The sequence below is a fragment of the Aquabacterium fontiphilum genome, from assembly GCF_009909205.1.
Taxonomy (GTDB): domain Bacteria; phylum Pseudomonadota; class Gammaproteobacteria; order Burkholderiales; family Burkholderiaceae_C; genus Aquabacterium; species Aquabacterium fontiphilum.
Genome location: NZ_JAAAPN010000005.1, coordinates 224,210 through 236,060 on the forward strand (window position 1 = coordinate 224,210; position 11,851 = coordinate 236,060).

Below are 11,851 nucleotides of genomic sequence, written 5' to 3' on the forward strand. Positions count from 1 at the left end.
TTCATATTCTGGTGGCGCTTCAGGGATTCGAACCCCGGACCTGCGGATTATGATTCCGTCGCTCTAACCGGCTGAGCTAAAGCGCCATCAAGACCAAGATCATACACCGAATTTTTCGGGGTTGGCAAGTGGCGTGGCGCGAACGCACCCGTCTTGAAATCGCCTGATGTGGCCCCACATTCGCCACACGCGCACCACGGCCGCAACACGGCGTGTGCCACGCGCGTCTCCGTATCCACGCATCCTCTACAAGAACAGCCATGGACAAGACCACCCATTCCTTCCAGGCCGAGGTCAAGCAACTGCTGCACCTGGTCACCCACTCGCTGTACTCCAACAAGGAGATCTTCCTGCGCGAGCTGATCTCCAACGCGTCGGACGCCTGCGACAAGCTGCGCTTCGAGGCGCTGGACAACAGCGGCCTGTACGAAGACGCGCCCAACCTCGAGGTGCGCATCCTGATCGACAAGGAAGCCCGCACGCTGACCATCCGCGACAACGGCATCGGCATGAGCGCGCAAGAGGCCATCGACCACCTCGGCACCATCGCCAAGTCGGGCACCAAGGAGTTCATGGGTCGCCTGTCGGGCGACCAGGCCAAGGATGCTCAGCTCATCGGCCAGTTTGGCGTGGGCTTCTACAGCGGCTACATCGTGGCCGACAAGATCACGGTTGAATCGCGCCGCGCCGGTCTGACGGCCGACGAGGGTGTGCGCTGGACCAGCGAGGGCACCGGCGACTTCGAGGTCGAGGCCATCCACAAGCCCACCCGTGGCACCGACATCATCCTGCACCTGCGCGAGGGCGAAGACGACTTCCTGGCCCGCTGGAAGCTGCGCAGCATCATCGGCAAATACTCCGACCACATCTCTCTGCCCATCCTCATGCAGAAAGAAGAGTGGAATCAGGAGAAGGGCGAGCACGAGCTCAAGGACGAGTGGGAAACCGTCAACCAGGCCGCCGCCCTGTGGACGCGCAGCAAGAGCGACATCACCGAAGAGCAGTACCACGCGTTCTATCAGCAGCTCAGCCACGACCACGACGCGCCCCTGGCCTACACCCACAACCGCGTGGAAGGCCGCAGCGAGTACACGCAGCTGCTCTACATCCCCAAGAACGCGCCCTACGACATCTGGAACCGCGACAAGAAGGGCGGTCTGAAGCTGTACGTGAAGCGCGTCTTCATCATGGACGATGCCGAGGCCTTGCTCCCGAACTACCTGCGCTTCGTCAAGGGCGTGGTGGATTCGGCTGATCTGCCGCTGAACGTCAGCCGCGAGATCCTGCAGGAAAGCCGCGACGTCAAGGCCATCCGCGAGGGCTGCACCAAGCGCGTGCTGGCCATGCTGGAAGATCTGGCCAACAACGAAGACCAGACCAAGCGCGATCAGTACGCCGCCTTCTGGAAAGAGTTTGGCGCGGTGCTGAAAGAAGGCATGGGCGAAGACTTCGCCAACCGCGAGCGCCTGAGCAAGCTGCTGCGGTTCGCCTCGACCCATGACGAATCCGGCGAGCCCAGCGTGTCGCTGGCCGACTATGTGGCGCGCATGAAGGAAGGCCAGGAGGCGATCTATGTGATCACGGCCGACAGCCTGGCCGCCGCCAAGCACAGCCCGCAACTGGAGCTCTTCAAGAAGAAGGGCATCGAGGTGCTGTTGCTGACGGACCGCGTCGACGAGTGGCTGCTGTCACATCTGTATGACTTCGACGGCAAGCCGCTGCAGAACGTCACCAAGGGCGCAGTGGATCTGGGCAAGCTGCAAGACGAGGAAGAAAAGAAGAAGGCTGAAGAGGCCGCTGCCACGTTCAAGCCGGTGCTGGAGCGCCTGAAGACGGCGTTGGGCGAGCGCGCCAAGGATGTGCGCGTGACCACCCGCCTGGTGGATTCGCCCGCCTGTCTGGTGACCGAGTCGGGCGACATGAGCGCCCATCTGGCGCGCCTGCTCAAGCAGGCGGGTCAGAGCGCCCCCGAGGTCAAGCCCATCCTGGAGGTGAATCCCGACCACGCCCTGGTCAAGAAACTGGAAGCCAGCGAGCACTTTGACGACCTGGCCCACATCCTGTTCGATCAGGCGCTGCTGGCCGAGGGTGGGCAACTGGATGACCCGGCGGCCTATGTGCGCCGCGTCAACGCGCTGCTGACCACGGCGCAGGTCTGAGCGAGCCGGGCCGGTCAGGCCCGGCGAGGTTCGCGCAGCGCTGCCTCCTCGCTCAGCTCGGACAGCGGGGACGGCGAGGTGGTCACGGGTTCGCCGTGCGCGTCGAACGCGAAGAAAGAGTCGGGCGCGAAACCCGATTCGGCCCAACGTGCGGCTCGCTCGGCGCGCCGCTCCCGCAGCCTGCGCGCCAGCTGGTCGCCAGCGTCGTGCAGCGCCTGCCTGGGGGGCGTGCCGGCGGGGCGCCCTTCGGGGCTGTGGCCCAGCGCCCAAGTGGCCAGCAGGCTGGCATGGGGCCACTGTCCAGGCCGGCAGCGAAGGTAGCGCACGCGACACGCCTCCAGCACCGCCTCCTTCAGGCGTTGCCCTTTGCTCTGGTTGGCCCCTGGCGCTGGCTCGAAATCAATGGCCGACACCACGGCGCCGTTGGGGTGGCACACCAGCAACGACACATGAAGGCCCATCAGCCGGTCGTACCACAGCCTGGCCTGCGCAGCCTGTCCGGGCTGACAGAAACGCACCAGGCTGACCTTCGCCAGCACCAGGTGATCGGGCAGGGCGGCGCGCAGCTCACGGTGCAGTGCCCGCTCCTGTGCGTTGAAAAGGGGGCGGGCTTGCAAATCCCAGCGGGTAGGCCAGGCGCGTAGGCGCGCTTTTTCCTGGCGCCCCCGCCACCACCACCCCAGCAGCGCGCCCCCGAGGGCCGCCGCTGGCGCAACCATCCACCATGCCAGCTGGGCTTCCATGCCTGCACCATCCTCCCGTTTCGTGAAGGATGTTACAGAAAAAGCCCCTGCCTGCCCACCCGCGACACGGTGGGGCCCCCGCAAGGGCGAATGCCGTGAAAAACGGAGGGCGCCGCAGCCGGCTCAGGCCGAGGCGATCAGGCGCAACCAATCGGCAATGTGCATCACACGGTACTTCACGCGGTAGATCACCTCCGCGGCCAGCGAGTGCAATGAGCTGTCGATGTGGCTGCCCACCGTGTCGGGCGGCAGCTTGAGCCACGCTTCGGCGTCTGGCCCGTCGCGCTCGACGGTGGCGCCGGCTTTGGCCGCAATGCGCAGCATCGGCGCGTTCTCGCTGAGCGCGTGAATCATCATGTGGCTGGCGCCCTGGTTGCGCGCGTGCATGATCGCGTGCTGGAACAGCCGCATGCCGAGGCCTTTGCCTCGCCCGCTTTCCAGCACCGACACGCCAAACTCCATGGCCCGTCCGCGTGACGAATCGCCATGCGGGCCCTGCCCGGGCATCGCGGCCAGATGCGCCACGGCCACCAACTGCAGCTTGCGGTTGAAGATGCCGAACACCTCGTCGCGCTTGAAGTCGATTGACGCCACGTAGCGCGCCATCTGATCCTGGGTGATTTGAAAGCCGAAGCGCAGGTAGCGGTCGCGCTCGTCCAGTTGCAGCAGGTGATCCAGGATGCGACGGCGATGTCGGGCATGCAGGTCCCGAATGGGAATCCAGCCGTCCAGCGTCGGCCGACGCTGGTTTGCAGCCGCCCCGTCGGAGGGGGGCTGCAGACCGAAACGGTCGAGTGAGCGGGGCGGTTGAGTGTGGGTCACGGTGAGCCCTTTCCAGGTCGATCTCAGCTTCTGTCGCGAAAAGAACCTAGGGTTTGCACTAATGTACGTGAATCATTCAAGCCCTGCAAGGCGGCTGGACAGGTTTTACGGATGGTTGCGTCATCGTGCACGCGGTTGCGCCGCTTGTGGATCGCGCTCGGGCTGTGATAGCATCGCAGGCTTTCCCGAAATGGTTGCCGGGAAAACGGCGCATGGGCAAACCCATTTTGTTCTTGCGCTGACACCAAGCCATCCGCGAGGCCACCAGCATGGATCAGAAGTGGTGCCAACGACGGCGGTCAACCAGATTCACCCATTAGGACACATCTCATGAAGACCTTCAGCGCCAAGCCGGCCGAAGTGAAGCACGAGTGGTTTGTGATTGACGCCACCGATAAGGTGCTCGGACGTGTCGCCAGCGAAGTGGCACTCCGTCTGCGCGGCAAGCACAAGGCCATTTACACGCCTCACGTGGACACCGGCGATTTCATCGTCATCGTCAACGCCGACAAGATCCGCGTCACCGGCACCAAGGCCAACGACAAGATCTACTACCGTCACTCGGGCTTCCCTGGCGGCATCTACGCCACGAAGTTCAAGGACATGCAGGCCAAGCACCCCGGCCGCGCCCTCGAGAAGGCGGTCAAGGGCATGCTGCCCAAGGGTCCGCTGGGCTACGCCATGATCAAGAAGCTGAAGGTCTATGCAGGCAGCGAGCATCCGCACACTGCTCAGCAGCCCAAGGCCCTGGAAATCTGAGGAGCGGTCACATGATCGGTAACTGGAATTACGGCACCGGCCGTCGCAAGTCTTCCGTCGCCCGCGTCTTCATCAAGAAGGGCACCGGCCAGATCATCGTCAACGGCAAGCCTGTTGAGCAGTACTTCGGCCGCCAGACCTCCATCATGGTGGTCAAGCAGCCTCTGGTGCTGACCAACAATGTTGAAGCCTTCGACATCAAGGTCAACGTCCACGGTGGTGGCGAATCCGGTCAAGCCGGCGCCGTCCGTCATGGCGTCACCCGCGCCCTGATCGACTTCGACGCTGCCCTGAAGCCCGAGCTGAGCCGCGCTGGTTTCGTGACCCGCGACGCCCGTGAAGTCGAGCGTAAGAAGGTCGGTCTGCACGGCGCCCGTCGCCGCAAGCAGTTCAGCAAGCGCTGATCGATGCCTCCGGCCGGCCCGCATGGGCTGGCCCAGCCAACCCGCCCCTGGCCTCGGCCCCGGGCGGGTTTGTCATTCATGGTGGGCGCCTTCCTGTTCAATGCTTTCTACAATGGCGCCTCACAGTTGAAAGGATCCAAGATGATCAAGGTCGGCATCGTCGGTGGCACCGGCTACACCGGGGTCGAGTTGCTGCGCCTGCTGTCGCAGCATCCGCAGGTCGAAATCAAGGCCATCACCTCCCGCAAGGAGGCTGGTATGCCTGTGGCCGACATGTACCCCAGCCTGCGCGGCCACGTGGATCTGGCCTTCGTCACCCCTGACGATGCCAAGCTCACCGAGTGCGACGTGGTCTTCTTCGCCACCCCCCACGGTGTGGCCATGGCCCAGGCGCGCGAGCTGCTGGCCGCGGGCGTCAAGGTCATCGATCTGGCGGCCGACTTCCGCCTCAAGAACACGGCCGAGTTCGAGCAGTGGTATGGCATGGCCCACACCTGCCCGGACATCCTCGAAGAGGCCGTCTACGGCCTGCCGGAGCTGAACCGCGAGGCCATCCGGCGCGCCCGCGTCATCGGCAACCCGGGCTGCTATCCCACCTCGGTGCAACTGGGCTTTGCGCCCCTGCTCAAGCACAAGCTGATCGAGACCACCGGCCTGATTGCCAACTGCGCTTCGGGCATCTCGGGTGCTGGCCGCAAGGCCGAGGTGCACACCTTGCACGCCGAGGCTTCGGACAACTTCAAGGCCTATGGCGTCAAGGGCCACCGCCACGGCCCCGAGATCAATCAGCAGCTGCGTGCCATCGCGGGCGATGCCAGCGTGCACTGCCTGTTCGTGCCCCACCTGCTGCCCATCATCCGCGGCATCCACTCGACGCTGTACGCGCGACTGAACAGCGCCGGCCAGGCGGCCGACCTGCAAGCCGTCTTTGAAGACGCCTACCGCGGCGAGCGCTTCGTCGACGTGCTGCCGGCGGGCAGTGCCCCCGAAACCCGCAGCGTGCGCGCCTCCAACACCGTGCGCATCGCGGTGCACCGTCCGCTGCCCGATACCGTCATGGTGCTGGTGGTGGAAGACAACCTCACCAAGGGTGCCTCGGGTCAGGCCGTGCAGTGCATGAACCTGATGTGCGGCCTGGATGAGCACCTCGGCCTGACCGGCGTGCCGGTGCTGCCCTGATGCGTTGGCGCCTGCTGCGTCGGCGGCTGTCGATCAGCGCGCCGCGCATGGCGGTTCGCAGCCACCTGCCCTGGCCGCTGCGCTGGGCGGTGGTGGCGCTGGTGCTGGGCTTCTCGGGCGCGCTGGCCTTCTGGGCCTTCGAGTTCGGTCGGGAGCTGGCCGGGCTCGATGGCAGCGGGCGGCAGGTTTCTCAACAACTGGCCGAGACGCGTGCCCAGCTGGAGGCCGTGCGCCGCGACCGCGACCGGGCCCAGTCGATCGCCAACACGGCCGACAGCCTGCTCAGGGCTGAGCGTGTCACCCAGGCGCGCCTGCTGGAACAGGTCAAGGCGCTGGAGGCTGAGAACGAGGCGCTCAAGGCTGATCTGGGCTTTTTTGAGCGCCTGCTGCCGGCTTCCTCCTCCGGTGTGGCCATTCGCGGCGCCCAAGTCGAGCCCTTGGGGGGCGGTCAATGGCGCTACCAGGTGCTGATCATGCAGCCCGGTGGGCGTCAAGCCAGCGAGTTCGTCGGCCGTTTGAGCGTGCAGCCCAGCGGCAGCAAGGACGGGCAGACCTGGACAGCGGCGGGCGAGCCCCCTGGTGCTGCCGACACGCTGCGGCTGCGCCAGCACCGCCGGGTGGAGGGGGTGCTGTCCGTGCCCGCGGGCGTCCAGCTCCGGCAGGTTCAGTTCCGGGTGCTGGACGCTGGTGGTGTGGTACGTGCCACGCAAGTGGTGCGTTTGTGACCCCGCGGTGACAACCGATTGGGCACAATGGCAGACTGGTTCTGAGGAGCAAACGATGTTCGGCTGGAAGAAGACCCCCCCGATCAACACGCTGATCGGCGAAGGCACCGTGCTGACTGGTGAGGTGCGTTTCACCCACGGGCTGCGCATTGACGGCGAGGTCCAGGGCAATGTCACCGCCGTGGGCGACAGCCGAACCGTGCTCATCATCAGCGAAAAAGCCCGCATCCACGGCAAGGTCAGGGCGGGCCATGTCATCATTAACGGGTCGGTCGAGGGGCCGGTGCGCGCCGAAGAGCTGCTTGAGCTGCAACCGAAGGCCCGGATCGTGGGCGACGTCCACTATGAGGCCCTGGAGATGCACCAGGGGGCCACCATCGACGGCGAATTGCGACCCCTCAAGGCCGAAGGCCAGCCTCCGCTGAAACTGGCGGCCAGTGCAGGCGCGCCGTCGAACCTGACAGACCGCGCTGCATCCTGATTTTGACGGGGCGGCTGTGCGCGCCCCTTCCGATGTTTTCTGGAGAACACCATGACTGCCGTTGCCGAATCCACCACGACCTCGTTTGCCGAGGAGATGCCCACGCCCATCGTCTTCACGGATGCCGCGGCGGCCAAGGTGGCTGAACTGGTTGCCGAAGAGGGCAACCCGGATCTGAAGCTGCGCGTGTTCGTGCAGGGTGGCGGATGCTCTGGCTTCCAGTACGGCTTCACCTTCGACGAGATCACCAACGAAGACGACACCGCCATGGTCAAGAACGGCGTGACGCTGCTGATCGACGCCATGAGCCTGCAGTATCTGGTCGGTGCCGAGATCGATTACAAGGACGATCTCGAAGGCGCCCAGTTCGTGATCCGCAACCCGAATGCCACGACGACCTGCGGTTGCGGGTCGAGCTTCTCGGTCTGACCGTCGCGATGCGCGGCCGCTGCTTTCAGCGGCCCGCTCAGCCCGCCGGGTACAAAGCGCCCAGCACGCGTGCGCCCCGCGCGCCCGTGACTCCGGGCACATTGCCGGCCTGTCGGTTCACGTGACACCAGGCCAGCCACGCGAAAGCCGCGGCTTCAACCTGCATGACGTCCAGCCCGTGAGCGTCTGAGCGGCCCACCCGCACGCCCGACAGCTGTTCGCTCAGGCGCCGCATCAGGTCGCCATTGAGCGCGCCACCCCCACATACCACCACCTCGGCCGCGTCCGGTGCATGGTCGCGGATGGCCAGCGCGGCGCTGCGCGCAGTGAGTTCGCACAAGGTGGCTTGAACGTCTCGTGCCAGGTCGCCATCGCCCAACGGCCCGTCTGTCAGGCCGTGTGGCGCCAACCAGCGGTTGAGCCAGTCGGCATTGAACAGGTCGCGCCCTGTGCTCTTGGGCGGCGGCAGTGCAAAGTAAGGGTCGGCCAGCGCGTCGGCCAGCCAGTCTTCACGGACCTCGCCCGCCGCGCCCCATTCGCCGTTGGCATCAAAGGCGTGGCCGGTCTGCCAGGCGCACCACATGTCGAGCAGTGCATTGCCAGGCCCGCAATCGAAGCCGAGCGGCGGTGCGTCGGGTCGCAGGATGCTGATGTTGGCCATGCCGCCCACGTTCAACACCGCCACGGTGTGATCCGGGCGCCCGAAGATGGCCTGGTGGAAGGCTGGCACCAGCGGTGCGCCCTGGCCGCCGGCCGCGATGTCGCGGCTGCGAAAGTCGGCCACCACGTCGATGCCGGTGCGCTCGGCCAAGAGGGCCGGGTGGTTGATCTGCCAGGTGTACGCCAGATCAGGCCGGTGGCGCACCGTCTGCCCATGCGCGCCGATGGCCCGCACCGCGGCGGCGGGGCGTCGTGCGCTGGTCAACAGCGCTTCCACCACCTCGGCGTAGACGGCCACGAGCGCCTGCGCGGCCAGCGCGCTGCGATGCAGTTCGTCGGGCCCGGGGGTGTTGAGTTCGAGCAGATCCTGACGCAGTGCGTGGGGGAAGGGACGGTGGGCGTGGCCCAGTGTGAGCCAGCGTGTGCCTTCGCCTTGTACCAGCACGCCGTCGACCCCGTCGAGCGAGGTGCCCGACATCAGGCCGATGAACAACTCACCCGGCGTGTCTGCGCTCATTCGAAGCGCGGCGTGCCGGTCACGCCAGCGGTCTGGCGGTCGTCTGCCATGTCCAGCCGCTGCGCGATCACCGTGGCGCTCTGGCGGAACTGCGCCAGCGCCTGGGGTGACAGCTGCAGGCTTTCGGCCGCACGCGCAATCGTCATGGGGTCGACATGGCGTCCGCCCACCTTGAACTCGAAGTGAAGGTGGGGGCCCGTGGCCCAGCCGGTGGCCCCCACGGCGCCAATGCGGCTGCCCTGGTCCACACGCTCGCCCCGCCGCACATCAATGCGGCTCAAGTGGGCGTACACCGTGGTGCGGTCGCCAGCATGCTGGATGTGAACCACGTTGCCATAGCCGTTTTGCCACCCTGCGAAGCTCACCACCCCATCGCCCACCGAACGCACCGGGGTGCCCGTCGGCGCCCCGTAGTCGACGCCAAGGTGAGCGCGCCAGGTCTTGTGGATGGGGTGGAAGCGCATCGCAAAGCCGGAGGTCACACGCGAGAACGCCAGCGGCGAGGCCAGGAACGCGCGGTTCTTGCTGCGGCCGGTCAGGTCGAAGTAAGCGCCCTTGCGGCCGGCCTCCTGGAACCACACGGCGTTGTGCGCCTTGCCCTGGTTGATGAAGCGTGCCGCCAGCACGCGCCCCGCCGACCCCGTCCAGGTCACGGGCTCATCGTCGGCCAAGTAGGATTCATACAGCACGCTGAAGGCGTCACCCTGGCGCAGCTCGCGGCGGAAGTCGATGTCGGTGCCGAAAATCTCGGCGATCTGCGTTGTGACGCTGTCTGGAATGCCGGCCGCATCGGCGGCGGCAAACAGCGATGAGCGGATGGTGCCCGAAGCCATGCGCTCGGTGACCTGCAGCGGCACAAGCTCGCGCCTGGTTTCGAATCGCTCGCCGGCCGCATCGCTCACGCGCTCGACCGTCAGGCGCACGAAATGCGTGTCGAAATCGCTGGTGGTGTCCGCCGGGCCGCGCACGACCATGCGCATCAGGCGGCCGTCATGGGCTTCCACTTTCACCGACTTGCCGGTGCGCCCCTGCAGCAGCGTGCCGGCCACGGGGTCATTGCGGATGAACTGTGCGGCCACCATGTCGTCCACGCCCAAGCGCTTGAGCAGGCTGTCGACCGTGTCTGCGTGGCGGGTGACATCGCTGCGCCACAGTGGCAGGGTGGCGTCTTCCAGTGCCTGGATCTGAACGGTGAGCAGCGGCGAGGTGACCGGTTCGGTCAGCTGGGTCACGGCAGGCGGGGTGGCCTCGGGCAAGGCGGCCAGCGGTGCCACACCAAATGCCGTGACGGCCGAGCCACCGAGCAGCACGAGCACGGCGGCGCTCACACGGCGGGGATGGCGGTGTGCCGCAAGCTGGAAAGCGGTCAGGGCACGGGTCAGCGGGTGGTTGGCGCGAGAGCGGAAAAACTTGGAAGCAGTCAAAACGAGATCCCGTCAACAGTGAAGGGCGGGGCCCCAAGTCCCCTAAAATCGGCAACCCGCGCGAACGCACAACCCATGCCAACGCGCACACAATCATTCAAGTATACCGGCGCACCCCCCGTTGGAGGGTGTTTTATTGTGAAGCACAGGCCATCCATGCTGCCATCCGAAAAAGCCCCAGAAGCCCAGCCTGAATTCCCCATCACCGACCGGGTGCGGGAAGCCCTGGCGGTGACCCAGCGCGGCGTGGAAGAACTCCTGCCCGAGGCCGAATGGGTGCGCAAGCTGGCACGCTCGGAAGCCACGGGCGTGCCGCTGCGCATCAAGCTCGGTCTCGACCCGACAGCCCCGGACATCCACCTGGGCCACACCGTGGTGCTCAACAAGCTGCGCCAGCTTCAGGATATCGGCCATTCGGTGATTTTCCTGATCGGCGATTTCACCTCGCTGATCGGCGACCCGTCCGGCCGCAATAGCACGCGCCCGCCGCTCACGCCCGAGCAGGTCAAGGCCAATGCCGAAACCTATTACAAGCAGGCCAGCCTGGTGCTCGACCCGGCGCGCACCGAGGTTCGCTACAACAGCGAATGGTGCGACGCGCTGGGCGCGCGCGGCATGATCCAGCTCGCCAGCCGCTACACGGTGGCGCGCATGATGGAGCGCGACGACTTCACCAAGCGCTTCAAGGGCGGCACGCCCATCAGCGTGCACGAGTTCCTCTACCCGCTGATGCAGGGCTACGACTCGGTGGCCCTCAAGGCCGACCTGGAGCTGGGTGGCACCGACCAGAAGTTCAACTTGCTGATGGGCCGCCACCTGCAGGCCGAGTACGACCAGGAGCCCCAGTGCATCCTGACCATGCCGCTGCTGGAGGGGCTGGACGGCGTCGAGAAGATGAGCAAGTCGAAGAACAACTACGTGGGCATCACCGAGGCGCCCAACGAGATGTTTGGCAAGCTCATGAGCATCAGCGACGAGCTGATGTGGAAGTACTTCACGCTGCTGAGCTTCCGCCCCATGCCCGAAATCGCGGCACTGAAGGCCGAGTGTGCGGCGGGACGCAACCCGCGCGACGCCAAGGTCATGCTCGCACAAGAGATCGTGACGCGCTTCCATGACGCGGCAGCGGCGACGGCGGCGCTGGAAGACTTCAACAATCGGGCGCGGGGCGGCGTGCCGGATGAGTTGCCTCGTGTTGCGCTGAGCTTGCCCGAAGGCAGCATGGGACTGGGCGTCGCTGCCATGCTTCGGCAGGCCGGGCTGGCGCCCTCGGCCAGCGAGGCGAATCGCCTCATTGAGCAAGGGGGCGTGCGCATTGGTGGTGCGGCGGTCAGCGACAAGGGGCTGAAGCTCCCGTCTGGCACCTATGTGGTGCAGGTCGGCAAGCGCAAGTTCGCTGAAGTGGTGATCAGCGCCGCCAACTGAGGCGTTCCGAAGTTCAATAAATGTGACAAATTGCACGAAGCGCGGGCCCCAGATCATGACGGGCTCATTTCGCACGTGCTTCGTTGTCGCTAGGGCGAAGTTCACGGCGATGCGGGTTATCCCG

General features: G+C 65.8%; 12 protein-coding genes and 1 tRNA gene. 8 read left to right on the forward strand and 5 right to left on the reverse strand.

The window, feature by feature from the left end; genetic code table 11:
* Positions 1-9: 9 nt before the first annotated feature.
* Positions 10-86 (reverse strand) — tRNA-Met (locus tag GTZ97_RS07825).
* 174 nt (positions 87-260) lie between these two features.
* Here GTZ97_RS07825 and htpG point away from each other — a divergent pair.
* Positions 261-2,159 carry a molecular chaperone HtpG gene (gene htpG / locus GTZ97_RS07830; protein WP_161650021.1) on the forward strand — a complete coding sequence of 633 codons (1,899 nt, stop codon included), beginning with the start codon at positions 261-263 and terminating at the stop codon, positions 2,157-2,159.
* Positions 2,160-2,173: 14 nt separating this feature from the next.
* Here the strand turns inward: htpG and GTZ97_RS07835 are convergent, their stop codons facing one another.
* Positions 2,174-2,902: a DUF2726 domain-containing protein gene (locus GTZ97_RS07835; RefSeq protein WP_161650022.1), complete on the reverse strand. Its 729-nt coding sequence runs from the start codon at positions 2,900-2,902 to the stop codon at positions 2,174-2,176.
* Between the two features lie 123 nt (positions 2,903-3,025).
* Entirely contained in the window at positions 3,026-3,724 is a 699-nt protein-coding gene (locus GTZ97_RS16695; RefSeq protein WP_161650023.1) for a GNAT family N-acetyltransferase, read from the reverse strand.
* Between the two features lie 330 nt (positions 3,725-4,054).
* Here GTZ97_RS16695 and rplM point away from each other — a divergent pair, with 330 nt between their 5' ends.
* The 6 genes from rplM (at position 4,055) to erpA (ending at position 7,701) form a co-directional block, all read left to right on the forward strand.
* A complete protein-coding gene (gene rplM / locus GTZ97_RS07845) occupies positions 4,055-4,483 on the forward strand; it encodes a 50S ribosomal protein L13 (RefSeq protein ID WP_161650024.1) in 429 nt (142 codons plus the stop codon).
* A gap of 11 nt (positions 4,484-4,494) precedes the next feature.
* Positions 4,495-4,887 (forward strand): 30S ribosomal protein S9, encoded by a 393-nt coding sequence (gene rpsI / locus GTZ97_RS07850; RefSeq protein ID WP_161650025.1) that lies wholly within the window; start codon positions 4,495-4,497, stop codon positions 4,885-4,887.
* A gap of 141 nt (positions 4,888-5,028) precedes the next feature.
* Positions 5,029-6,066 carry an N-acetyl-gamma-glutamyl-phosphate reductase gene (gene argC / locus GTZ97_RS07855; RefSeq protein ID WP_161650026.1) on the forward strand — a complete coding sequence of 346 codons (1,038 nt, stop codon included), beginning with the start codon at positions 5,029-5,031 and terminating at the stop codon, positions 6,064-6,066.
* Complete coding sequence (locus GTZ97_RS07860; protein ID WP_161650027.1) at positions 6,066-6,791, forward strand: DUF6776 family protein; 726 nt, start codon at positions 6,066-6,068, stop codon at positions 6,789-6,791. Before argC ends, GTZ97_RS07860 begins: the two co-directional genes overlap by 1 nt.
* A gap of 55 nt (positions 6,792-6,846) precedes the next feature.
* Positions 6,847-7,272 carry a bactofilin family protein gene (locus GTZ97_RS07865; protein ID WP_161650075.1) on the forward strand — a complete coding sequence of 142 codons (426 nt, stop codon included), beginning with the start codon at positions 6,847-6,849 and terminating at the stop codon, positions 7,270-7,272.
* Positions 7,273-7,323: 51 nt separating this feature from the next.
* Complete coding sequence (erpA, locus tag GTZ97_RS07870; RefSeq protein WP_161650028.1) at positions 7,324-7,701, forward strand: iron-sulfur cluster insertion protein ErpA; 378 nt, start codon at positions 7,324-7,326, stop codon at positions 7,699-7,701.
* Positions 7,702-7,738: 37 nt separating this feature from the next.
* Here the strand turns inward: erpA and GTZ97_RS07875 are convergent, their stop codons facing one another.
* Entirely contained in the window at positions 7,739-8,878 is a 1,140-nt protein-coding gene (locus GTZ97_RS07875) for an anhydro-N-acetylmuramic acid kinase (RefSeq protein ID WP_161650029.1), read from the reverse strand.
* A complete protein-coding gene (locus GTZ97_RS07880) occupies positions 8,875-10,302 on the reverse strand; it encodes a M23 family metallopeptidase (protein WP_236651079.1) in 1,428 nt (475 codons plus the stop codon). The genes GTZ97_RS07875 and GTZ97_RS07880 overlap by 4 nt, the downstream gene beginning before the upstream one ends.
* Before the next feature lie 156 nt (positions 10,303-10,458).
* Here GTZ97_RS07880 and tyrS point away from each other — a divergent pair, with 156 nt between their 5' ends.
* Positions 10,459-11,727, forward strand: coding sequence for a tyrosine--tRNA ligase (gene tyrS, locus GTZ97_RS07885; RefSeq protein WP_161650030.1), 1,269 nt, complete (start codon positions 10,459-10,461; stop codon positions 11,725-11,727).
* Positions 11,728-11,851: the final 124 nt, after the last annotated feature.